The organism is Pseudomonas sp. MAG733B (assembly GCF_036884845.1).
In the GTDB taxonomy this organism is placed as follows: Bacteria; Pseudomonadota; Gammaproteobacteria; order Pseudomonadales; family Pseudomonadaceae; genus Aquipseudomonas.
Window position 1 is genome coordinate 2,677,075 of the sequence record NZ_CP145732.1, and the last position, 22,898, is coordinate 2,699,972.

Annotated in this window: 21 protein-coding genes and 5 tRNA genes; 11 read left to right on the forward strand and 15 right to left on the reverse strand. The window is 60.0% G+C overall.

Annotated elements, in window-relative coordinates; all coding sequences use genetic code 11:
- Nucleotides 1-50: 50 nt before the first annotated feature.
- The 9 genes from V6Z53_RS12280 to antA all read right to left on the reverse strand — a co-directional run bounded on the left by V6Z53_RS12280 (nt 51) and on the right by antA (nt 8,489).
- Entirely contained in the window at nt 51-848 is a 798-nt protein-coding gene (locus V6Z53_RS12280; RefSeq protein WP_338585776.1) for an alpha/beta hydrolase, read from the reverse strand.
- Nucleotides 849-854: 6 nt separating this feature from the next.
- Nucleotides 855-1,541, reverse strand: a complete 687-nt coding sequence (locus V6Z53_RS12285) for an ABC transporter ATP-binding protein (protein ID WP_338585777.1) — start codon at nt 1,539-1,541, stop codon at nt 855-857.
- Nucleotides 1,534-2,283, reverse strand: a complete 750-nt coding sequence (locus V6Z53_RS12290) for an ABC transporter ATP-binding protein (RefSeq protein WP_338585778.1) — start codon at nt 2,281-2,283, stop codon at nt 1,534-1,536. The genes V6Z53_RS12285 and V6Z53_RS12290 overlap by 8 nt, the downstream gene beginning before the upstream one ends.
- Nucleotides 2,280-3,296, reverse strand: a complete 1,017-nt coding sequence (locus tag V6Z53_RS12295) for a branched-chain amino acid ABC transporter permease (protein ID WP_338585779.1) — start codon at nt 3,294-3,296, stop codon at nt 2,280-2,282. The genes V6Z53_RS12290 and V6Z53_RS12295 overlap by 4 nt, the downstream gene beginning before the upstream one ends.
- 10 nt (nt 3,297-3,306) lie before the next feature.
- Complete coding sequence (locus tag V6Z53_RS12300) at nt 3,307-4,218, reverse strand: branched-chain amino acid ABC transporter permease (protein WP_151213217.1); 912 nt, start codon at nt 4,216-4,218, stop codon at nt 3,307-3,309.
- 66 nt (nt 4,219-4,284) lie between these two features.
- Nucleotides 4,285-5,445, reverse strand: coding sequence for an ABC transporter substrate-binding protein (locus V6Z53_RS12305; protein ID WP_338585780.1), 1,161 nt, complete (start codon nt 5,443-5,445; stop codon nt 4,285-4,287).
- Between the two features lie 104 nt (nt 5,446-5,549).
- Nucleotides 5,550-6,572: an anthranilate 1,2-dioxygenase electron transfer component AntC gene (gene antC, locus V6Z53_RS12310; RefSeq protein WP_338585781.1), complete on the reverse strand. Its 1,023-nt coding sequence runs from the start codon at nt 6,570-6,572 to the stop codon at nt 5,550-5,552.
- A 19-nt stretch (nt 6,573-6,591) separates the two neighbouring features.
- Entirely contained in the window at nt 6,592-7,083 is a 492-nt protein-coding gene (gene antB, locus V6Z53_RS12315) for an anthranilate 1,2-dioxygenase small subunit (protein ID WP_338585782.1), read from the reverse strand.
- Nucleotides 7,084-7,085: 2 nt separating this feature from the next.
- Nucleotides 7,086-8,489: an anthranilate 1,2-dioxygenase large subunit gene (gene antA / locus V6Z53_RS12320; RefSeq protein WP_338585783.1), complete on the reverse strand. Its 1,404-nt coding sequence runs from the start codon at nt 8,487-8,489 to the stop codon at nt 7,086-7,088.
- Nucleotides 8,490-8,849: 360 nt separating this feature from the next.
- Between antA and V6Z53_RS12325 the strand changes: the two genes are divergently transcribed.
- From V6Z53_RS12325 to V6Z53_RS12335, 3 genes are all read left to right on the forward strand, one after another.
- Nucleotides 8,850-10,100 (forward strand): OprD family porin, encoded by a 1,251-nt coding sequence (locus V6Z53_RS12325; protein ID WP_338585784.1) that lies wholly within the window; start codon nt 8,850-8,852, stop codon nt 10,098-10,100.
- Nucleotides 10,101-10,359: 259 nt separating this feature from the next.
- On the forward strand, nt 10,360-11,373 hold the full coding sequence (locus tag V6Z53_RS12330; protein WP_248691348.1) for an AraC family transcriptional regulator: 1,014 nt from the start codon (nt 10,360-10,362) through the stop codon (nt 11,371-11,373).
- Nucleotide 11,374: 1 nt separating this feature from the next.
- Nucleotides 11,375-12,370 (forward strand): AraC family transcriptional regulator, encoded by a 996-nt coding sequence (locus V6Z53_RS12335; protein ID WP_338585785.1) that lies wholly within the window; start codon nt 11,375-11,377, stop codon nt 12,368-12,370.
- A 77-nt stretch (nt 12,371-12,447) separates the two neighbouring features.
- Here V6Z53_RS12335 and V6Z53_RS12340 read toward each other — a convergent pair.
- A tRNA-Asn gene (locus V6Z53_RS12340) sits at nt 12,448-12,523 on the reverse strand.
- A gap of 230 nt (nt 12,524-12,753) precedes the next feature.
- Here V6Z53_RS12340 and V6Z53_RS12345 point away from each other — a divergent pair.
- Nucleotides 12,754-12,984 (forward strand): hypothetical protein, encoded by a 231-nt coding sequence (locus tag V6Z53_RS12345; RefSeq protein WP_008007186.1) that lies wholly within the window; start codon nt 12,754-12,756, stop codon nt 12,982-12,984.
- Here the strand turns inward: V6Z53_RS12345 and V6Z53_RS12350 are convergent.
- The 3 genes from V6Z53_RS12350 to V6Z53_RS12360 form a co-directional block, all read right to left on the reverse strand.
- Nucleotides 12,981-13,190 carry a hypothetical protein gene (locus V6Z53_RS12350; protein ID WP_338585787.1) on the reverse strand — a complete coding sequence of 70 codons (210 nt, stop codon included), beginning with the start codon at nt 13,188-13,190 and terminating at the stop codon, nt 12,981-12,983. The two genes, V6Z53_RS12345 and V6Z53_RS12350, sit on opposite strands and share 4 nt — an antisense overlap.
- Nucleotides 13,191-13,428: 238 nt before the next feature.
- Nucleotides 13,429-14,625, reverse strand: coding sequence for an amino acid aminotransferase (locus V6Z53_RS12355; protein ID WP_338585788.1), 1,197 nt, complete (start codon nt 14,623-14,625; stop codon nt 13,429-13,431).
- A gap of 161 nt (nt 14,626-14,786) precedes the next feature.
- On the reverse strand, nt 14,787-14,963 hold the full coding sequence (locus V6Z53_RS12360; protein ID WP_338585789.1) for a hypothetical protein: 177 nt from the start codon (nt 14,961-14,963) through the stop codon (nt 14,787-14,789).
- Here V6Z53_RS12360 and uvrB point away from each other — a divergent pair.
- Nucleotides 14,962-16,977, forward strand: a complete 2,016-nt coding sequence (gene uvrB, locus V6Z53_RS12365; protein WP_338585790.1) for an excinuclease ABC subunit UvrB — start codon at nt 14,962-14,964, stop codon at nt 16,975-16,977. The genes V6Z53_RS12360 and uvrB overlap by 2 nt on opposite strands.
- Before the next feature lie 129 nt (nt 16,978-17,106).
- Here uvrB and V6Z53_RS12370 read toward each other — a convergent pair whose 3' ends face one another.
- Together V6Z53_RS12370 and V6Z53_RS12375 are read right to left on the reverse strand one after the other, a co-directional pair.
- Complete coding sequence (locus V6Z53_RS12370; protein WP_338586486.1) at nt 17,107-18,597, reverse strand: MDR family MFS transporter; 1,491 nt, start codon at nt 18,595-18,597, stop codon at nt 17,107-17,109.
- Between the two features lie 49 nt (nt 18,598-18,646).
- The gene (locus V6Z53_RS12375) at nt 18,647-19,735 is read right to left on the reverse strand and encodes an HlyD family secretion protein (protein ID WP_338585792.1); all 1,089 of its coding nucleotides are present in this window, start codon (nt 19,733-19,735) and stop codon (nt 18,647-18,649) included.
- A 229-nt stretch (nt 19,736-19,964) separates the two neighbouring features.
- On the opposite strand from V6Z53_RS12375, the gene gltX reads away from it, so the two are divergent.
- From gltX to V6Z53_RS12405, 6 genes are all read left to right on the forward strand, one after another.
- Complete coding sequence (gltX, locus tag V6Z53_RS12380) at nt 19,965-21,446, forward strand: glutamate--tRNA ligase (protein ID WP_338585793.1); 1,482 nt, start codon at nt 19,965-19,967, stop codon at nt 21,444-21,446.
- A gap of 201 nt (nt 21,447-21,647) precedes the next feature.
- Nucleotides 21,648-21,723 (forward strand) — tRNA-Ala (locus V6Z53_RS12385).
- Nucleotides 21,724-21,802: 79 nt separating this feature from the next.
- Nucleotides 21,803-21,878, forward strand: a tRNA-Glu gene (locus V6Z53_RS12390).
- Nucleotides 21,879-21,931: 53 nt separating this feature from the next.
- Nucleotides 21,932-22,007, forward strand: a tRNA-Ala gene (locus V6Z53_RS12395).
- Nucleotides 22,008-22,087: 80 nt separating this feature from the next.
- Nucleotides 22,088-22,163, forward strand: a tRNA-Glu gene (locus V6Z53_RS12400).
- A 184-nt stretch (nt 22,164-22,347) separates the two neighbouring features.
- On the forward strand, nt 22,348-22,887 hold the full coding sequence (locus tag V6Z53_RS12405; RefSeq protein WP_338585794.1) for a TetR/AcrR family transcriptional regulator: 540 nt from the start codon (nt 22,348-22,350) through the stop codon (nt 22,885-22,887).
- Nucleotides 22,888-22,898: the final 11 nt, after the last annotated feature.

A 22,898-nucleotide genomic window follows, 5' to 3' on the forward strand; every position in this document is an offset into this window, starting at 1 on the left:
CAAACCGGTATCCACTTCTGGCGAGAGTTATTTTTTAGCTGCGATGCGTGCTACTGGCGGTTCAGGTGCTCAAGCAAGGCCCCCACGTGTTCGCCATCAACCCTGGCCAGATCGTCCAGCACCGCGAAGTGATGACACCCGGCAAGCTCGACAAGGCTCACAGTCTGGCCGGCCTCAAGGCAGGCACTGGCGTAATCGCGCGAATGTCGTATCAACTCCGGCAATTCATCCCCGCCCACGGTCACCAGCAACGGTGCGCCATCGCCGATCAGCCTTTGCGGGCTAAAACGGCGGACCTCTTCTTCGCTCAGTTGCAGCTTGTCGTTGAGCCAGCAGCGGCTGATGGGTTCAAGCTCCATCAGGCCGCTGATCGGCATGGCCAGGGTCACCAGCGGATGCCGACGATACAGCGCGGTCAGGTGGCCACCCGCCGAGTGCCCGCACAGCACCACCTGCTGACCAATGTTCAAGGCTTCGCGATGCGCCAAAAGATAGTCCAGTGCCTTGCCGATCTGGCCGACGATGGTGCTCATGCTCGCTTCGGGTGCGAGGGTGTATTCCAGCAAACCGACATTGAACCCTGCCTCAATCAAGCCCTCGGCGATAAAGGCGTAGTCGTCCTTGTCCGAGGCTTGCCAGTAACCGCCATGAATGAACAGCAGTGTTGGCGCCCCGGCATTCGCCTGGGCATACCAGTCGAAACGCTCGCGCATGGCATTGCCATACGGCACATCACGCTGCCAGGCGTGGCTCGCATAAGTCTCGGCGCTGCGCTGGCGAAAACGTTGCATGATCTGCGGAAAATTACCCACGGCGGCGACGTTGTTATAAGCCTGATCGAGGTCCATGGCTGCTCACACTCCCAGGTAGCGTTGCGACAATTCGGGTTGGGCCGCCAGCTCCTGCGGTGTGCCATCCCAGACCTGTCGACCCTTCTCGATGATGTGATGGCGGTCGACCACCCGCGCCATTTCCTTGAGGTTTTTATCGATCACCAGAATCGTCTCGCCCTCGGCCTTGAGGGTGGCCAGGCAACTCCAGATCTGCTCGCGAATGATCGGCGCCAAACCTTCAGTGGCTTCATCGAGAATCAGCAGGCTGGGGTTGGTCAGCAGTGCGCGGCCGACCACCAGCATCTGCTGTTCACCACCCGACAGCGTGCGTGACAGTTGGTCCTGACGCTCCAGCAGGCGCGGGAACAGTTCATAGACCCGCACCAGGTCCCATTTGCCCCGCGTGGCGGTGGCCAGCAGATTTTCCCGCACGCTCAAGGTGCCGAAGGTGCGGCGGCCTTCCGGCACAAGACCAAGGCCAGCCTTGGCGATGCGATAGGGCGCGGCACCGCGCATTTCCGTGCCGTTGATACGGATGCTGCCGGCACTGGGCTTGAGCAATCCCATGATCGATTTGACCGTGGTGGTCTTGCCCATGCCGTTGCGGCCGATCAGCGACACCACTTGGCCCTGCTCGATGCTCAGGTGCATGTCGAACAACACCTGGCTCAAGCCATAACCCGCTTTCAAACCCTGAACTTCAAGCATGTTCTTCTCCCAGGTAAGCGGCCCGTACTTGCGGGTCGTTGCGCACTTGTTCGACGCTGCCGGTCAGTACTGTCTGGCCGTACACCAGCACCGTGATGCGGTCGGCGAGGGCGAATACCGCATCCATGTCGTGCTCGACCAGCAGGATTGCGTAGCGGCCCTTGAGGCTGTGCAGCAGCTCGGTCATGCGCGCGGATTCGTCGGCCCCCATACCGGCCATCGGCTCATCGAGCAACAGCACCGACGCTTCCTGGGCCAGCGCCAGGGCAATCTCCAGTTGCCGCCGTTCGCCGTGGGACAGCGCCTGCACCGAGTCTTGCGCGCGAAGGCCCAGGCCCACCTGCTGCAAGTAGCCCCGTGCCGGTTCCAGCAGGCGGGTGTCGCGGCTCAACGGGCGCCACATGCCGAATGCCTTGCCCTCGCGGGCGGCAATGGCCAGGGCGACGTTCTCCAGCAGGGTGAACTCGGTGTAAAGCTGGCTGACCTGGAAAGCCCGCGCCAGCCCCAGGCGCGGACGCTGCCAGGCCGGCACGCGGGTGATGTCCTGGCCGTTGAGATGGATTTGGCCCTGGTCGGGGAAAATTTCGCCGGCAATCTGCGCGATCAAAGTGGACTTGCCGGCGCCGTTGGGGCCGATGATGGCGTGCAGTTCGCCCTTGAGCAGTTCAAGGCTGGCGCCGTTGGTGGCTTTCACGGCACCGAAGGCTTTGTGCAGATCACGAATCGACAGTTGTGCGCTCATGGGCGTGCCTCCACGGCGGCGTTCGGTTTGACGGCAACCACCTTCGGCTTGCGCTGCAACAGGCTCAGCAGCAAACCGTAAACGCCTTTCTTGCCGAACAGCACCACCAGCAACAGCAATGGCCCGAAGATCAGCATCCAGTGCTCGGTCCACTGGCTCAGCACCTGTTCAAGACCCAGGTAGGTAGCGGCGCCCAGCAGAGGGCCGAGCAGGGTGCCGACGCCACCGAGAATCACCATCGCCATCAACTCGCCGGACTTGTGCCAGGCGCCCATGTCGGGGCTGACGAACAACGCGTAGTTGGCCCACAGAATCCCCGCCAGGCCACCGCCGGTGCCGGCGATCACAAACGCCGTCAGGCGATAGCGCAAGGGTTTTAGGCCCAGGCTGACGGTGCGCTGCTCGCTCTGCTTGAGCCCGCGCAAGACAAAACCAAAATGCGAATTGACCAGTCGCCGACACAGCAGCAACCAGCCGGCCAGCAAGGCCACGCACAGGTAGTAGAAGTGGTTGGCCTCAGCCAGATCCAGTGCGCCGAGGGTATTGCGCTCGTTGAGCAGAATGCCGTCGTCGCCGCCGTACAACGACAGCGAGCCGAGCACGAAATAAAGCATCTGGCCGAACGCCAGGGTGATCATGATGAACTGCACGCCGCTGGTGCGCAGCGACAGATAACCCACCAGCAGCGAGAACAGTGCGCACACCATCAGGGCCAGCGGCCACACCACCAGCGCACTGTTGCTGCCTTCCCAGCCCCACAACGGCAGGCCTTGGGACGTGTGAAAGGCAATGACGCCGACGATGTAACCGCCCAGGCCGAAGAACGCGGCATGGCCGAAGCTGACCATGGCGCCGTAGCCGATCAGCAAGTCCAGGCTGATGGCCGCCATGCCGTAGATTGCGAGGCGGGTGAAGAAACTGACCAGGTAAGGCTCGTGCAGCCAGTGGGCCAGCAGCGGCATGCAGGCGAAGGTCGCCAGGCACGCAAGGTCAATGATGAGGCGTGGTGACATAGCGTTCTCCTCAGGCGCGGGCCGGCAGCAGGCCGCGCGGGCGCACCAGCAGCACCAGGGCCATGACGATGTAGGCGCTGGCGGAAATCAGCCCGGCGCTCAGGGTGCCGCTGGTTTCGCTGGGCAACAGTTGGTCCAGCAGCGGCGGAATGTAGGCACGACCGAGGCTATCAACCATGCCGATCAGCAAGGCCCCCACCAACGCACCGCGCACCGAGCCGACACCGCCGACGACGATGACCACGAAGGTGGTGATCAGGATCTTCTCGCCCATGCCTATTTCCACCGACAGCAGCGGTGCGGCCATGAAACCGGCCAGGCCGCACAGCACGCAGCCGAATACGAACACCAGGGTGTACAGCCGGGCGATGTTGACGCCCAGGGCGCCGACCATTTCGTGATCGTCGGCACCGGCGCGAATCAACATGCCCAAGCGTGTGTGGTTGATCAGCAGCCACATGCCGACCGCCACGATCAGTCCGGCGGCGATGAACAGCAGCCGGCTGACCGGGTACATCAATCCCGGCAGCACTTCGACGAAACTGGAATACCACTCGGGCGTGGGCATCGCTGGTGGGCTGCGGCCGAAGATCAGGGTCAGCAATTCGTTGCTGAAAAACACCACGGCCAATGTCGCCAGCACCTGATCCAAATGATCGCGATTGTAGAGGCGGCGCATGATCGAGGTTTCGATCAGCGCGCCGTAACAGGCCGAGCCGATCAGCGCGGCCAGGCCGCCAAGCCAGAACGAACCGGTGGCCATGGCGGTATAGGCGGCGCAGAAAGCCCCGACCATGTAAAAGGCGCCGTGGGCCAGGTTGATCACGCCCATAATGCCGAAAATCAGGGTCAGGCCTGAGGCCAGCAGAAACAGCAAGGCGCTGTATTGCAGGCCGTTGAGAATCTGTTCGAGCAATAGCATTGCTGCGTTCCTCATGAAAACGCCCCGCAGTTGTGCTGCAGGGCGAGGACGGGAGTCAGGTGCCGGTCAGATCGCGCATTGAGCGGCGTAGCTGTCGACGTGGCGGGTCGCCAGGGTCTTGATCGGCACTTCGATCAGCTTGCCGTCGGCGCCGGCCTGCACTTGCAGCAGGTACCAGTCGATCACCGGGTGTTGGTTCTGGGCGAAGCTGAAGTCACCGCGAATGGAATCGAACTTGACGTTCTTCATCGCCGACCGGAAGGCTGGCTGGTCTTTGAGATTGCCCTGGGAGGTTTTCAGGGCGGCGCCGATCAGCCGGGCCGTGTCGTAAGTCTGGGCGGCATACACCGTCGGCACGCGCTTGTATTTCTCGGTGAACGCCTTGACGAAGGCCTGGTTGGCCGGGTTGTCCGATTGCGGGTTCCACAGGGTGACGATGTTGGTGCCCTTGGCCACGTCGCCGGTGGCGGCGAGCATGCGTTCATCCATGGAGAACACCGGCACCACCATCGGGATTTGCGCTGACAGGCCCGAGCCGCCGTATTGCTTGGCGAAGTTGATGCCGCCACCGCCCGGGTGAAACTGGAAGATCGCATCCGGCGCCAGCGCACGCACGCGCGCCAATTCCACCGAGAAATCCAGCTGGTTGAGCTTGGTGTAGATCTCGGTCACTTCGCCCTTGAAGGTGCGCTTGAAGCCGGCCAGTGCATCGCGGCCGCCCTGATAGTTGGGCGCCAGGATCACCATCTTCTTGTAGCCCAGTTCATTGGCGGCGACACCGGCCATTTCGTGCGGGGTGTCGTTCTGGTAGGAGCCGACGAAGTAGTTGGCCATGCACTTTTCACCGGCAAGGGTCGACGGCGCGGTGTTGTTGCTGACGTAGAAACCGTCCTTGGTGGCGGTGTTGATCACGGCCGCCAGCACGTTGGAAAAAATCACCCCGGTGTACAGCGAGATGCCGTCAAGGCTCATGCGGTCGGCGATCTGCTTGGCCTTGGCCGGTTGCAGGCCATCATCTTCGACGATGAGTTGCACCGGCACGCCGCCGAGCTTGCCGCCTTCCTGATCGATCGCCAGCTGAAAGCCATCTCGCGAGTCTTCGCCCAGGTAGCCGGCGGGGGTGGAGAGGGTGGTGATGAAACCGATTCGGACAGGCTCCACGGCCTGGGCAGCCGTCGCTGCGCAGAGGGAGGTTGCCAGACATGCACGCAATACCAGGTTTTTCATGAGGCGGCCTATGAAGTAGGTCGTGCCAACGCACGGTAGATGTCGATGAGGGCAGTGATTCAGTGTTCGGTCGGGCCGATTGATTGTTGTTATGGGTCGCTGTGTCAGCTGTTGCTCTCGGTGAACTTCTCCAGGTAAAGGCGGCTTTGATCCAGGCCTTGCTGCTGACGCCAGTCCTTGATCGACTCGACCATCGGCGGCGGGCCGCACAGGTACAGGTCGAACGGCTGGTCACGCAGCTCGGCCAACTCCAGATGTTCGGCGATGTAGCCGGTCTTGCCCGGCCAGTCGGGGTTGGGGTTGCTGACCACGGGCGTGAATCGGAACCCCGGGACCCTGGCGGCATAGGCCTCGATGCGTGAGATCTCGCACAAATCCTCGGCCTCGCGCACGCCGTAGTAGAGGTGTACCGGGTGACCGCAGCCTTGCTGCTCGGCGATTTGATCGAGCATGCCGAGGAACGCCGACAGCCCGGTGCCGCCGGCCACCATCACCAGCGGGCGGTCGATATGGCGCAAGTAAAAGGCACCCAGTGGCGCTTCCATGTGAATCACGTCACCGACCTGGCAGCGATCGCGCACGTAGTCGGTCATCACGCCGCTGGGCAGCAGGCGAATGAGGAACTGCAGGTTGCTGCTGCCCGGTGCGCAGGCAAAGGAATACGAGCGCCGATGTTCGGTACCGGGTACTTGCAGGCGTGCGTACTGGCCCGGCAGATAGTCCAGCGCCGCACCCGCAGCGCCGACTTCCACGTGCACGATGGCGGTGGTCGGGGAGACCTGGCGCACCTCGCTTACGGTGCCTTGCAAGCTGCTCGGGCCGTTGCTGCCGCAGAGGCTGGAATCGAAGTCGAAGTAGAACGCGGCATCCGACTGCACCCGCGTCTGGCAGCTCAGCACCTTGCGTTCAGCCAGGTCGCAGGCCGACAGCGCTTCATCGTCCACGTAGTCCTGGGTGTATTGCCCGGATTCACAGCGGCCCTGGCAGGTCGCGCAAACCCCTTCGCGACAGTCCAACGGAATCTTGATCCCGCTGCGCAGGGCCGCGTCGAGCAGGATTTCATTGTTCTGCACGTTGCAGAAGAGTGTTTTGCCGTCGGCGAAACTGAAGGCGACCTTGTACGTCATGAGCGTTAATCCGCAGGGTTCAGAGATGGTAGAAATCGAGTACGGAGTTGATCGTGTCGTTGAGCAGCACCACGTGCTTGCGGGCGATCTTCCAACTCTCGCCGTCGGGGCGCAGGCGGTAGGTGGCGCGGCCGAAGAATTGCTCGGCGGTCTGCATGCGGTAATACAGGGTGCTCCAGTTGACGCGCACCTCCAGCTCATCGTCTTGCAGCGGCGCGATGCGCACGTTGCTGATCAGATGCAAGGTGCGCGGCATCGGAATGGTCGACGCGGCCTTGCCGGTGCGAATGCGGAACACCCGGTCTTCCAGGCCGCCCCGGTTGGGGTAATAGATCAGCGACATGCCTTTTTTTGGGTCGGTGGTGTAGACGTGCTCCGAATCCCATTGCGGCAGATGGAATTCGCTGTCGTCGCTGAACATGTCCAGGTAGGTGTCCCAGTCCTGGGCATCGCAGGCCTCGGCGTTGCGGTAAAGAAATTGCTCGATGCGGTATTGCAGTTGCGAATTCATGTTCACACCTCACGCAGTTTCAACGGTTGTTGTTCGGCCGCCTTGCGCGCCAGGCCTTCGAGCAAAAAGCGCTGCCAGTTGGCGTGCTGGTTGACGTACAGGCCTTCATGGGTGAACTCGGTGCCGGTCAGTGCCGGCGCGATGCCAATGGCTTCGCTGTTGCGGGTGGCGCCTTTGACCCACTTGCCTTCGCCACGGGAAATATCGCTCCAGCGTTCCAGGCGGGCCTGGAAGCCACGTTGGGCTTCACGAAATTCCACCAGGTCATCCGGGGTGCCCATGCCAGACACGTTGAAGAAGTCTTCGAATTGGCGAATGCGGTTTTCCCGATCGGCATCCGACTCGCCGACCACGCCCAGGCAGAAGCTGTTGATCTCGGTTTTGTTCCAGGCCAGCGGGCGGATGATCCGCAGTTGCGAGCTGATCTGGTCGAGGAAGAACATGCTCGGGTAGACGTTCAGGTTGCGCAGGCGATGCATCATCCACTCGGCCTTGCCCTGGCCGTGTTCCTTGACCAGGCGTGGCATGATGCTGGCGTAGCCGGGGCGCACGGCCGGGTTCGGCATGTCGCTGAACAGCACGCTGTGGCCGTTGTGGAACGCGAACCAGCCGTCGTCGGTTTCCTTGTCGCCGGCCCCCAGCTTGCTGTAGTCCAGGGTGTCGCCGGCGCTCAGGCCTTTTTCGGCGTTGACCTGCTGGCGGTGCTGCACGGTGGCCACGTAGTTGTAGTGGACAGTGCTGACGTGATAACCGTCCAGGCCGTTCTCGTTCTGCAATTTCCAGTTGCCGTCGTAGGTGTAGGTCGACTTGCCCGGCAGCACTTCGAGCTGACCGGTAGGCGACTGCGCCACCATCATGTCGAAGAACACTTTGGCGTCACCGAGGAAGTCTTCCAGGGTGTCGGTGCCCTCCACATTGAGGCTGACGAACACAAAGCCGTTGTAGCTTTCGATGCGGGCCTTTTTCAGGCCACGGGTGGCCTTGTCGAAGCCTTCGGAGTATTCGCCCGGCGCCTTGACCTTCACCAGTCGGCCGTCGCTTTTGTAGCACCAGGCGTGGAAGGGGCAGGTGAAGGTCGACTGATTGCCCTTGCCAACGCGGGTGAGGGTGGTGCCGCGGTGCTGGCAGGCGTTGATCAGTGCGTTGAGACGACCTTCACCGTCGCGGGTGATGATCAATGGTTGGCGTCCGGCGCGCATCGTCATGAAGTCGTGATTATTGGCGATCTCGCTTTCGTGGCAGGCGTAGATCCAGTTCTTCTCGAAAATCAGTTCCATTTCCAGATCGAACAATTCCGGGTCGGTAAACATGTCGCGGGCAATACGATAAACACCGTCTTCCGGGCGGAAGTCCAGGCAACTTTCTATATAACTTTTCCACTGTTCGACACTTCGTGCGGTTGTCATTTCCCAGTCCTCGGCCAATGGGCTAATTCATGGGTTCATTTAATGCCTTGGTGGCTGGCAGGGTCTATCCGCTTAATAGTGGAAACCCATCCGGAAAATAAGCCCTGTAATTCGGCTATTACCGGTTTATCCCAGTAAACACTGGCTTCTGTCGCGCTTTTCGGCTGAGCAAGTGGCTATTTGTCGTTCAGTAACGGGATAGCCGCTGACGAACTTGTTACGGCTTAATTTCAATCGAAGCACCATCAGAGTGTCTCGCTGCAGGTCGCTGGAAACTGCCATTGCTCATGGCCTTGGGTTCCGTACCAAAAGTGCCTTCTATTCATGTGTTGCTAAATAAGCAGCAGGGGAAGAAATAATATGTTGCATAAAACTTGGTTAGTTCGGGGGGTTCAAACAGTTGGCTTGTTGACGCCATTGTTGGCACAAGCAGATGTGGTCAATGACAGCAAGCTGACGCTGGGTACGCGCAACTTTTACATCGATCGGGATTACAAAGAAAACGACCCGCCCCATTCGCGAGTAGGCAGCTGGACCCAGGGTTTCGACCTGCGTTTCGCCTCCGGCTATACCGAAGGCCCGGTGCAGTTCGGCCTCGATGCAGAGGCGCAATATGCCTTTCGCCTGGACGGCGGTGGCGGGCGCGGCGATGACACGATCATCCCTTACAGCCAGAGCCGCCAGGAGCAGGCCGATGAATACAGCCGCGGCGGTGTGACGTTGAAAATGCGCTACTCGAAAACCGAGCTGAAAGTCGGTGAGTTGCGGCCGTTTCTGCCCGTGGTGATCATTGACGATTCGCGCCAACTGGTCACGACCTACCGCGGTGCCTTGCTCGAATCCAAGGAAGTCGACCGTCTGACATTGACCGCCGGACGGCTGACGGAGATCGGCGCGCGTAACTCGTCCAACTACGAAAAGCTGTATTTGCAGACCGGCTCCGGCGTGCGCCATGGCAGCGACGGCCTTAACCTCGCCGGCGCCAGTTACGCCTTCACCCCATCGCTGACCGGCACCTACTTCTACGCGCAACTGGAAGATATCTACCAGCAGCACTACCTGGGTATCACTCATCTGGCGGATCTGGGTGACGGTTATGGGCTGAAGACCGACCTGCGTTACTTCAATAACAGCGAAGACGGTGAAGCCCTCTACGGCGATATCGACAACCGCTCCTACGGCGCCATGACCTCGCTGAAAAAGGGCGGGCACCGGTTCGGCGTGGGCTACCAGCGCATGCTCGGTGATAGCAACTTCCCGACCCTGGGCGGTTATGTCCCGCAGCCGTTTCTGGTGAACTGGTCGCGGGTGGGATTCATCAAGCCCAACGAAAAATCCTGGCAACTGCGTTATGACTACGACTTTGCCGCCCTCGGCGTGCCGGGTCTGAACTTCATGACCCGCTACTTCAAGGGCACGTCGGTGGACCGTGGCGACAACCTCAGTCAGGCAGCGGAGCAGGAGCGAAACCTGGTGCTGTCTTACGTGGTGCAAAGCGGCCCGCTCAAAGGCGTGGGCTTGGAGGCGGGCAATGTCGTCGCCAAATTCAGCCACGGCAATGACTGGGTGGAGAACCGCCTGATCACCACTTACACCTGGAAATTTTGGTAACGTCCTGCCCTCTAATCGAACGCGGTTGTGCGCTGAAGTGACGCCTTGGGTAGCGGATTACCCAAGGTGCTGATCATGACCGGCACCGTTGCTGTGCGTGCCAACGCCGCACAGCGCGTTCGATATCCAGATAGTTTCCGATTACTAGCCAAAAAATGCGGATATCGCCTGTTCGCACCGGCTGGGCATAGCCCTTGCAAACGTAATGAGAATACGCGCCGAAGAGCGTGTCGATGTCCATTGCCGTGGGTGTACTGAGATGACCGAACCAAATGTTGCCCAGTTTCGAGATATCCGCATAGATCGCTACGACCTGGCTGGTGCCCGTGCGTGGATGGCCGGTATTTGCGGGCCACACGAACTGCAGACCAGCCAGCCAAACCGGATTCAGTTTCACCACAAGGCCAATGTGTTCAAGTCCATGTCCACGACCTTGGGCCGGATGGAATACGGCACCGACGTGACCATCGGCGTCGAAGATGCCGAACACCTCAATTGCTACAGCCTGAGCCTGCCGATTCGCGGCGAACAGGAGTTGCTCAAGGACGGTCGCCGGCTGCATTCCAGCCAGGATCAGGGCCTGATCGTAACCCCGCACGAAACCCAGGCACTGACCATGGCCGGCGACTGCCACAAGATTTCCGTGGTGATCACCCGCATGGCCATGCGCCAAACCCTGGAAGGCATGCTCCAGCGCCCGTTGGAAATGCCGGTGAAATTCGAGCCGGTGATGGACGCGGTCAACGGTGCCTCGGCCTCCTGGTGGCGGCTGGCCCGTTACTACATCGATGAGCTGGAGCGCGGTCAGGATCTGTTCAATCAAGTGTTCTTCACCCGCGATATCGAAAGCGCGCTGATCAAGGGCCTGATCCTTTCCCAGCCCAACAACTACAGCGCCGAACTGCGTGACCAATTGGGCGCCAAGTTGCCGTACTACCTGGTGCGCGCCAAGGACTTCATCGAAAGCAATGCCCGCGAAGACATGCACCTGGAAGACATCGAGGCGGCAGCAGGGGTGTCGCGCTTCAAACTGTTCGAAGGCTTTCGCAAGCACTTCGGCGTCTCGCCCATGGCTTACCTGAAAAAGTATCGCCTCGGCGCCGTACGCCAGGAAATCCTCGAAGACGCTTCGGTGCGCAACATCTCGGTGATCGCGATGTGCTGGGGGTTCTCGCATCTGGGCCGGTTCGCCAGCGAGTACCGCAAGCTGTTCAACGAAACCCCCAGCGCCACTCTGCAACGCAGCGAAGCCCGTCGCAATCGGTCGCTTTGAGATGACGACCTTACAAGCCGCCACCGCCAACAGCGTGGGCCTGAACTTGTCGCTGATGTGCCGCGAGCCGGTCTTCACCAGCCGCTCGGCGCAGGAAACCCAGCGCTTGATGGGGCAAGCGCTGGTGGAACATGAGCTGGATTGGCCACGGGGTGGCGTCGACACGGCGTTCTATCGCGGCCAGGTTGCCAGCTGCGAACTGTATGCGCTGCGTTACGGCGGCCAGGTAGAAATTCGGCCGCAGCCTTTCGAAGATTTCGTGCTGGTACAAATGCCGCTGCGCGGCAATGCCACCCTTGAGTCCGACGGCATGGGCTATGGCGTCAGCCCTGGAGAAGTGGCGATTCTGTCCCCGCGTGAACACGCGCGAGTGGTGTGGGAGGAGGGCTGTGAGCAACTGATCCTCAAACTGCCTCGGGCACTGATCGAGGCGAGCCAGCAAGTGCTGGCCGATGACTTGCCGTCAGGCTTCACGTTGGCGCCGGTCAGTCGCCTGCAACGGCCACTGGCGATGCGCTGGTTTCGTCTGGTCAGCGAGTTGCTGGAGCACTTGCCCGGGGGCGAGGCGAGCGCAACGCCTTCGCGCTGGCTGCAGCATCTGGAGCAAAGCCTGCCGCTGTTTCTGCTCAGCCATTGTGGCGTTGCGCAGCAAGACTCGCCTTCGCCGCGCCAGCCCACCCGCCAACTGCAAAAAATCGACAGCTGTATGCGCGAGCACCTTGCGCAGGGCATCAGCCTGGCTGAACTGGCGGTTGCCGCCGGGGTGAGCATTCGCAGCCTTAACACCTTATGCCAGCGCGAATACGGTCAAAGCCCGATGGACCGTTTGCGCGGATTACGGCTTGAAGCCGCGCGGGAATACTTGCTGGCGCGACCGCAGGCCAGCGTGACTGAGGTGGCGCTGGAGTTCGGGTTTGGGCATGTGGGGCGATTTGCCAATTACTATCGGCAACGGTTTGGAGAGTTGCCCAGACAGACGATGAAGTCTCAGGCATGAGCAGGAAACGCGAGCACAAAAAACCCGCCATAAGGCGGGTTTTTTGTGGTCGGAGATTTTGATCTCCGAACCGTGTCTGGCTCCACGACCTGGACTCGAACCAGGGACCCAGTGATTAACAGTCACTTGCTCTACCAACTGAGCTATCGCGGAATGGCGCCTATGTTACTGATTCAAAAAGAGAAGTCAAGCACCAGATGGCAACTCGACGGATTCATCGGGACGGACGGTGGTTTCTCGGCGATTGGCGGTTACCGGAATCGCCTCAGGGAGCTACCATGACCGCCCGGAAGTGGTTACACGCGCTGCCGGCCATTCGCCGAAAAGGTACGCGCCATGTCTCGCTTGACCACCACAACACCCGAAACCAACGAGGTGCTCGCATGAGCATCGCACAGATCAGCCTGCCCAAAGGCGTCGGCCCGCACGCTGAAAAACTCTTCGACGCGATCACTCAGGCCAGTACCGCTGATGAGTTGAATCGCGCGGGTGGCAAGGCCGAAGGGTTTGTTTTGGGGCTGGAAAGCACCAAGGCGATCAAAAGCCAGGTCGCCGAGTCGCTCTACGTCGCCTATGACGACGCCGCCAGCCAGCGCGCGACCGAACTGGCTTAACCGCCGAAGGTGATCGTGCCCATCATCAGTTTGGCGTAGAGCGCCGTGGCGCCCAGTTGCACCAGCCACAGCGCCAAACCGCCGAGAAACACGCCGGCAGCGACTTGCATCACCAGGTTATTGCCGCGTTTGGCCGCGGTGCGGGGGACGAAGCGATCCAGCTCATCCAGGTCATCGCGATCGGCGCGAAGGTCATCGTTTTTCATGTGGGTTCTCGCAGGAATTCCAGGGTGTACACAATACCTGTAGGAGCGAGCCTGCTCGCGATGGCTGCAGCACATTCACCATCAACGGTGGCTGATACATCGCTATCGTGAGCAAGCTCGCTCCCACATTTTGAATTGTGTGGAGTTTAGAGGGCTCAGCCCGTGGTTTGAGATTTATCTGCGACAAATAAAAAACGGGAAGCCTTATGGCTTCCCGTTTTTCGTATCACGACGCGATTCAGATCACCTGAACGATGGCATCCGTAACGGCCTTGATGTTGCTCTGGTTCAGCGCGGCCACGCAGATGCGACCGGTGTCCAGGGCGTAGATGCCGAACTCGTTGCGCAGACGGGTCACTTGCTCAACCGTCAGGCCGGAGTAGGAGAACATGCCACGCTGACGACCGACGAAGCTGAAATCACGCTGAGGTGCGTTTTTCGCCAGGGTGTCGACCATCTGGGTGCGCATGCCGCGAATGCGCAGGCGCATTTCGGCCAGTTCGGCTTCCCACTGAGCGCGCAGTTCCGGGCTGTTCAGCACAGCAGCGACGATGCTTGCACCGTGGGTCGGCGGGTTAGAGTAGTTGGTGCGGATCACGCGTTTGACTTGCGACAGCACGCGCGCGCTTTCTTCTTTCGATTCGCTGACGATCGACAGGGCGCCAACGCGCTCGCCGTACAGCGAGAACGATTTGGAGAACGAGCTGGACACGAAGAAGGTCAGGCCGGATTCAGCGAACAGACGTACAGCAGCGGCGTCTTCGTCGATGCCGTCGCCGAAACCTTGATAGGCCATGTCGAGGAAAGGCACGTGGCCTTTGGCTTTGACTACTTCCAGAACGTTTTTCCAGTCCTCTGGGCTCAGGTCCACGCCGGTCGGGTTGTGGCAGCAGGCGTGCAGCACAACGATCGAACCGGACGGCAGGGCGTTGAGGTCTTCCAGCAGGCCAGCACGGTTTACGTCGTGGGTCGCGGCGTCGTAGTAACGGTAGTTCTGCACCGGGAAGCCAGCGGTTTCGAACAGTGCGCGGTGGTTTTCCCAGCTCGGGTCGCTGATCGCCACAACGGCATTCGGCAACAGTTGCTTGAGGAAGTCGGCACCGATTTTCAGTGCGCCAGTACCGCCAACGGCCTGGGTGGTGATGACGCGGCCAGCAGCGATCAGCGGCGAATCATTGCCGAACAGCAGCTTTTGTACGGCCTGATCGTAGGCAGCGATGCCATCGATTGGCAGGTAGCCACGGGAAGCGTGTTGAGCGACGCGAATCGTTTCGGCTTCGACAACGGCGCGCAGGAGTGGAATTCGCCCCTCCTCGTTGCAATAAACACCGACCCCTAGGTTGACCTTATTGGTACGGGTATCGGCGTTGAATGCTTCGTTGAGGCCCAGGATTGGATCGCGTGGTGCCATTTCGACAGCGGAGAACAGGCTCATTTTTGCGGCGGCTCTGAATGGAGAATGGAGGGACGTGTCGCGCTCCAGCCGAATGCACTAGAGCGGTGCACAAACGGGGAGCTAGTATAGAGGCCATCTGCGACACATGGCGACAGACGAATCGGCTTTTCCAGTAAGTTTTTCCGATTATTTTTCGACCGTTAGTCGATTGGTGTCGTCAAAGGCTTTACGCGTTGTAGGACGTTTGCCTTGAAAGCGATGGCAATCGGCTCCACATTGAGCGCAATCCAGTTTTTTCCTCGGGCGACATCGGTCGTTTGCGGTCTTTCTCGTTCGTGCCGGTTTTCGCCGGCAAGAGCGAACCAGAGGTAGTTCATGTCTGAATTCCAGCTAGTCACCCGCTTTGAACCCGCCGGCGATCAACCGGAAGCCATCCGTTTGATGGTCGAGGGCATTGAAGCCGGGTTGGCGCACCAGACGTTGCTCGGTGTAACCGGCTCGGGCAAGACCTTCAGCATCGCCAACGTGATCGCCCAGGTGCAGCGCCCGACGCTGGTGCTGGCGCCGAACAAGACCCTGGCGGCGCAGCTGTACGGCGAGTTCAAGGCGTTCTTCCCGAACAATGCCGTGGAGTATTTCGTTTCCTATTACGACTACTACCAGCCCGAAGCCTATGTGCCGTCCTCGGACACCTTCATCGAGAAGGATGCCTCGATCAACGATCACATCGAACAGATGCGACTGTCGGCGACCAAGGCGCTTCTGGAGCGCAAAGACGCGATCATCGTCACCACCGTGTCGTGCATCTACGGTCTGGGCAGCCCGGAAACCTATCTGAAGATGGTCTTGCACGTGGATCGCGGCGACCGGCTCGACCAGCGCGAACTGCTGCGACGCCTGGCCGATCTGCAATACACCCGCAACGACATGGATTTCGCCCGTGCAACCTTTCGGGTGCGCGGCGATGTGATCGATATCCATCCGGCGGAATCCGATTTCGAAGCGATCCGCATAGAACTGTTCGATGACGAAGTGGAAAGCCTGTCGGCGTTCGATCCGCTGACCGGTGAAGTCATCCGCAAACTGCCGCGCTTCACCTTTTACCCGAAGAGCCACTACGTGACGCCCCGGGAAACCCTGATGGGGGCCGTGGAAGGGATCAAGGAGGAATTGAAGGAGCGTCTGGAATACCTGCGCTCCAACAACAAACTGGTAGAAGCCCAGCGACTGGAGCAGCGCACGCGGTTCGATCTGGAGATGATCCTCGAACTGGGTTACTGCAACGGCATCGAAAACTACTCGCGTTACCTGTCCGGCCGCGAAGCCGGCGCACCGCCGCCGACTCTTTATGATTACCTGCCGGCAGACGCCTTGCTGGTGATCGACGAATCCCACGTCAGCGTGCCGCAGGTTGGCGCGATGTATAAAGGTGACCGCTCGCGTAAAGAGACGCTGGTCGAGTACGGCTTCCGTCTGCCGTCGGCGCTGGACAACCGGCCGATGCGTTTCGATGAATGGGAAAGCATCAGTCCGCAGACGATTTTCGTCTCGGCGACCCCGGGCAATTACGAAGCCGAGCACGCCGGTCGCGTCATTGACATGGTGGTGCGTCCGACCGGGTTGGTTGACCCACAAATCGAGATCCGCCCGGCACTGACCCAGGTCGACGACTTGCTGTCGGAAATCGGCAAGCGCGTCGCTCTGGAAGAGCGAGTACTGGTCACCACGCTGACCAAGCGCATGGCCGAGGATTTGACCGATTACCTGGCCGACCACGGCGTGCGCGTGCGTTACCTGCACTCGGACATCGACACCGTGGAGCGTGTGGAAATCATCCGCGATCTGCGCCTGGGCACCTTCGATGTGCTGGTGGGGATCAACCTTCTGCGTGAAGGTCTGGACATGCCGGAAGTGTCGCTCGTGGCGATCCTCGATGCCGACAAGGAAGGCTTCCTGCGTTCTGAGCGCTCGCTGATCCAGACCATTGGCCGGGCGGCGCGTAACCTCAACGGTCGGGCGATTCTGTATGCCGACCGGATCACCGGTTCCATGGAGCGAGCGATCGGCGAAACCGAGCGTCGTCGTGACAAGCAGATCGCTTTCAACCTGGCCAACGGCATCACCCCGAAAGGTGTGTTCAAGGACGTTGCCGACATCATGGAAGGCGCCACCGTGCCGGGTTCGCGCAGCAAGAAGCGCAAGGGCATGGCCAAGGCCGCCGAGGAAAACGCCAGATACGAAGCGGAACTGCGCTCGCCTGGGGAGATTGCCAAGCGTATTAAAGCTCTGGAAGAGAAGATGTATCAGTTGGCCCGCGACCTAGAGTTCGAAGCGGCGGCGCAGATGCGCGATGAGATTGCCAAGATGCGTGAGCGGTTGATCACTGTTTGATTTGTAGTGCCTGAGCCGGCCCCATCGCGAGCAAGCTCGGCTCCTACAGGTTTTGTGTCGTATGCCAATGTGGCAAGCGCCAAATAATCTGTAGGAGCCGAGCTTGCTCGCGATGGGCGCGCCTCGGTTTCAATGTGCCTCACCAGCCTTCAGACCGGCCGGCAATTTCTTGGTCAACAACACCGCCAGCATGCTGATCCCCAGCGCAATCCCGACAAAGTGAAACGCATCGTTGTAGGCCATGATCGACGCCTGCTGATGAGCGATCTCACTGAGCTTGCCCAGCGCTGCGTTTTCGTTGCCCAGCCGATCCGTCAGTGACGCAATGCGCTCGGCCACCTGCGGGTTGCTCGGCACGATGGATTCGCGCAAGTAATCAAAATAGGTCTTGGTTCGCGCATCCAGCAGCGTCGCGAGGAGGGCGATGCCGATGGCGCCGCCGAGGTTACGCAGGATGTTGAACAGGCTCGACGCCGAACCCGCATCCTGCGGCAGGATGTATGCCGTGGCGATCAACGAAATAGTGACCATGATCAGCGGCTGGCCGAGCGCGCGGATGATCTGGATCTGATTGAACTGCGGTCCGGCGAAATCCGGATTCAATACGCCCGAAGAAAAACTCGCCAAGCCGAACAAACCAAAACCCAGCGTACACAGCCACTTCGGCGACACGTACTTCATCAGCTTGGGCACCAGCGGAATCAGGAACAGCTGCGGCACGCCCATCCACATGATCACTTCTCCGATCTGCAAGGCGTTGTAGTTCTGGATCTGCGCCAGGTAAAGCGGCAGCAGGTAGATCGAACCATACAAGCCGACACCCATCCCGATACTGGATATGCTCGACAGACCGAAGTTTCGATTGCCGAGGATGCCGAGGTTGATCAGCGGATTGGGCTTGGAAAACTGCACGATCACGAAGGTGATCAGGCTGATCAGCGCAATGCTGCCGAGGGTCACGATCAGGTTCGATTCCAGCCAGTCCTTGCGATGGCCTTCCTCCAGAAATACCTGCAAGCAACCGAGGCCGACGCCGAGGGTGACGATGCCGGCGTAGTCGGTGCTTTTCAGCAATTCCCAATGCGCTTCTTTCTTTTCCAGGCCGTACATCAGGCCGGCGATCATGATCAGGCCGGGCGGAATGTTGATGTAGAAGATGTATTCCCAGCCCCAGTTTTCAGTCAGCCAGCCGCCCAGAGTCGGGCCGATGGAAGGCGCGAAAGTAGCGGTCATGGCGAACATCGCCATGCCCTTGGCGCGATGGTGTTCGGGGAGTTTGATCAGCGTGAGGGTGAATGCCAGCGGAATCAGCGCGCCGCCGGTAAAGCCCTGCAAGGCGCGGAAGACGATCATGCTTTCCAGGCTCCAGGCCATGGAACACAGCAAGGACGCGAACAGGAACCCGAGGGACACCCACACCGCCAGCCGACGCGCCGACAGCAACTGAACCAGCCACGCGGTCAGCGGGATCATGATGATTTCCGCCACCAGATACGAGGTGGAAATCCACGAGCCTTCTTCCAGCGTTGCCGACAGTGCGCCCTGAATATCCTTGAGCGACGAGTTGGTGATCTGGATATCCAGCACCGCCATGAAGGCGCCGAGCATCACACTCATCACCGCAATCCAGTCCCGCCGCGTCGGTTCACCGACGGGGCGGATCAGTTGATCACCGGCCATCGTCAGCGGCGTCTTTGCTGCTCAATTTGGCGCGTTCGTTTTCCGGGGCGTCCTTGATGTTCACCTTGGCGGTGACCGACATGCCCGGGCGGATCTTGCCGCGCAGCGGGTTGTCTGCGGCGAAGGTCAGTTTGACCGGAATCCGTTGCACGACTTTGGTGAAGTTGCCGGTGGCGTTGTCTGGCGGCAACAGGCTGAACTGCGCGCCCGAGGCGGCAAACAGGCTGTCGACCCGCGCTTCGATCGGCGTGTCGCCGTAGGCATCGAAGGTCAGTTCGGCTTTCTGGCCGGGCTGCATGTGGCCGATCTGGGTTTCCTTGAAGTTGGCCTGAATCCAGATGTCTTCATCGGGCACGATCGACAGCAGGTAAGCGCCGGCCTGTACATATTGACCATTGCGCGCGGCACGCTGGCCGATCAGGCCGCTGATCGGCGCGTGGATATCACTGCGGGTCAGGTTCAGTTCAGCCTGGGCCAGATCGGCCTTGGCATTGGCTATCTGCGCGTCGAGTCGTTTGATTTCAGCGGTCAACGCGTTGACTTGCTGGCGTTGCCCTTGGGCATCCGCCTGGGCTTTGGTCAGTTGCGAGCGGGCGATGTGATTGTCGGCGGAGAGGGTGGTCACGCGCTCTTCCGAGACATAACCGGGCTTGCGCAAGGTTTCAGCGCGGGTCAGGTCGATCTGTGAGCGACCGAGGCTGGCCTGGCTGGACGCAACTTGCGCGTCGCTGGCGGCGATCAGGCTGGCCTGTTGGGTCAGCTTGCTCTGGGCTTGCAGGCGTTCGGCCTGGCGGGTGGCGAGGGTCGCGTTGGCGCGATCGACGGCGAGGCGGAAGTCATCGCCTTCGAGCCGGATCAGCAACTGGCCTTTCTCGACGTGCTGGTTGTCCTGCACCAGCACCTGGTCGATGCGCGCGCCCAACTGGCTCGACACACGGGTGATCTCGCCCTGCACATACGCGTTGTCAGTGCTTTCATAAAACCGCCCTTTAAAGAACCAATGGGCAAAGAAGCCCCCGGCAATCAGCAGGACGAGCAGCAGGAAAATGGACAGGCGACGCTTGAGTTGGGCAGGCATGGGCAAACTGTAGTCGAGAATATGTAAGGAAAGTTATCAGCAGGCGAATCTGGCATACAGCCGATAAGCGGTAAATGCCCTCGGCTGATATTCGGCCATTCACCGCGCCATACGGGCGTTACAGACGCAACCTTGGCTTAAATGCCCTGTTCACTGGAGCCGGGCGGGGTCCGCCTGTTACCATTCGCCTCTTGTTTGCACTTTGCTTTTATTCTTTTCGAGACATGCCATGACCACCGTCCGCACTCGCATCGCGCCATCGCCTACCGGGGATCCCCACGTAGGTACCGCCTACATCGCCTTGTTCAACTACTGCTTTGCCAAGCAGCATGGCGGTGAGTTCATCCTGCGGATCGAAGACACCGACCAGTTGCGTTCGACCCGCGAGTCCGAGCAGCAGATCTTCGACGCCCTGCGCTGGTTGGGTATCGACTGGAGCGAAGGCCCGGACGTCGGCGGCCCGCACGGTCCATACCGTCAGAGCGAGCGCGGCGATATTTATCAGAAGTACTGTCAGCAACTGGTCGACATGGGCCATGCCTTCCCGTGCTTCTGCACCGCCGAAGAGCTGGACCAGATGCGCGCCGAGCAAATGGCTCGCGGCGAAACCCCGCGTTACGACGGCCGCGCGCTGTTGCTGTCGAAGGAAGAAGTCGCGAGTCGCCTCGCCGCTGGCGAACCGCACGTGATCCGCATGAAGGTGCCGAGCGAAGGCGTCTGCGTGGTGCCGGACATGCTGCGTGGCGACGTGGAAATCCCGTGGGACCGCATGGACATGCAAGTCCTGATGAAGACCGACGGCCTGCCGACGTACTTCCTGGCCAACGTGGTCGACGACCACCTGATGGGCATCACCCACGTACTGCGTGGCGAAGAGTGGCTGCCATCGGCACCGAAACTGATCCTGCTTTACGAGTACTTCGGCTGGGAACAACCGGAGCTGTGCTACATGCCGCTGCTGCGTAACCCGGACAAGAGCAAGCTGTCCAAGCGCAAGAACCCGACCTCGGTGACGTTCTACGAGCGCATGGGCTTCATGCCTGAAGCGATGCTCAACTACCTGGGCCGCATGGGCTGGTCGATGCCGGACGAGCGCGAGAAGTTCTCGTTGCAGGAGATGGTCGATAACTTCGATCTGAAGCGCGTGTCCCTCGGCGGGCCGATTTTCGACATCGAGAAACTGTCGTGGCTCAACGGCCAATGGCTGCGTGACTTGCCGGTGGAAGAGTTCGCTGCTCGGGTACAGAAGTGGGCACTCAACTCCGAATACATGATGAAGATCGCCCCGCACGTACAAGGCCGGGTTGAAACCTTCAGCCAGGTTGCACCGCTGGCCGGTTTCTTCTTCGCCGGTGGCGTGAACCCGGATGCCAAGCTGTTCGAATCCAAGAAGCTCTCGGGCGATCAGGTTCGCCAGTTGATGCAGTTGATCCTGTGGAAGCTCGAAAGCCTGCGTCAGTGGGAAAAGGACAGCATCACCGCGACCATTCAGGCCGTGGTGGAATCCCTGGAGCTGAAGCTGCGTGACGCCATGCCGCTGATGTTCGCTGCGATCACCGGTCAGGCCAGTTCGGTTTCGGTGCTCGATGCAATGGAAATTCTCGGGCCGGACCTGACTCGTTTCCGTCTGCGCCAGGCCATCGACTTGCTCGGTGGCGTGTCGAAGAAAGAAAACAAAGAGTGGGAAAAACTGTTGGGCAACATTGCTTAACGACGTTTGACCCCATGTAGGAGCTGCCGAAGGCTGCGATCTTTTGATCCTGTTCTTCGGCGGTACCCCGGATTTTCGGGGGAAGGCGGTAAGTGGTTGTTATGCCGACAAAAAGTTTTGATTTTTTTCAAAAATAAGTTTGACAGGCTTTCGATACGCCCTTAAGATTCGCCCCGTCCTCAGCGATGACATCAACGATGAGGGGCTATAGCTCAGCTGGGAGAGCGCTTGCATGGCATGCAAGAGGTCGACGGTTCGATCCCGTCTAGCTCCACCAATTTACACTTCAAGGCCTGGCCACACCGGCCTTGAAGCGATCAACGCTCAGCGTTGATCAGTTGTATAGAAGGGTTTGCGTCCCCTTCGTCTAGTGGCCTAGGACACCGCCCTTTCACGGCGGTAACAGGGGTTCGAGTCCCCTAGGGGACGCCAGTTTTACAGAAGCGATGTTGCAAAATGTCGCTCCGCCGCGAGGCGAAAAATCCGGGGCTTTAGCTCAGCTGGGAGAGCGCCTGCATGGCATGCAGGAGGTCAGCGGTTCGATCCCGCTAAGCTCCACCAATTTTACAGTTCAAGGTCTGGCCACACCGGCCTTGAATCGATCAGCTCTCAGCACTGATCAGTTGTATAGAAGGTTTTGCGTCCCCTTCGTCTAGTGGCCTAGGACACCGCCCTTTCACGGCGGTAACAGGGGTTCGAGTCCCCTAGGGGACGCCACGATTACCCGCTCTGCGGGATTTTATAAGGGTCATTCAATTATTGAATGGCCCTTTTGTTTGTCTGGCGTTTGGCCAAATCTCCCTCTTTCTTTCAAACTGTTCTTCAGACCAGCGGTCACATCCACGACTTGCAGAAAATTATTATGAGAATAATATTCTAGTCGTAATATTCGGAGGCAACGATGAACGATAAAAAAGCTCAAACCCGCGAACGCATCCTCAAGGCCGCCAGTGCAGCGCTGATTCAGCGCGGCCCGGCCGAACCGAGCGTGGGCGAAGTGATGGGCGCAGCCGGCCTGACGGTCGGTGGCTTCTATGCGCACTTCGAAAGCAAGGACGCGATGATGCTGGAGGCCTTCAAGCAATTGCTGGGTCGCCGTCGTGACTTGATTGCCGACATGGATGCCGAGTTGACCGGTGAAGAGCGTCGCGCCTTGGTCGCTGCGTTCTATCTGTCGCGCAAGCATCGCGATTCCAGCGAGGCGGCGTGCCCGATTCCGGCCTCGATCGGTGAGCTTGGGCGTCTGCCCGAGTCCTTCCGAATCGCGCTGAACGAACACCTGGAGTTGATGGTCGCGCAGTTGGCGGCCAGTCCGGAGGACACCGACAAAGCTTTGGCCGACATGGCCTTGATGGTGGGTGGCCTGGCGCTGGCACGCGCGCTGGGGCCAGGTGATTTATCTGATCGATTGTTGCGCGCTGCCAAGACCGCGGTGCGTTGAATTGAAGGCGG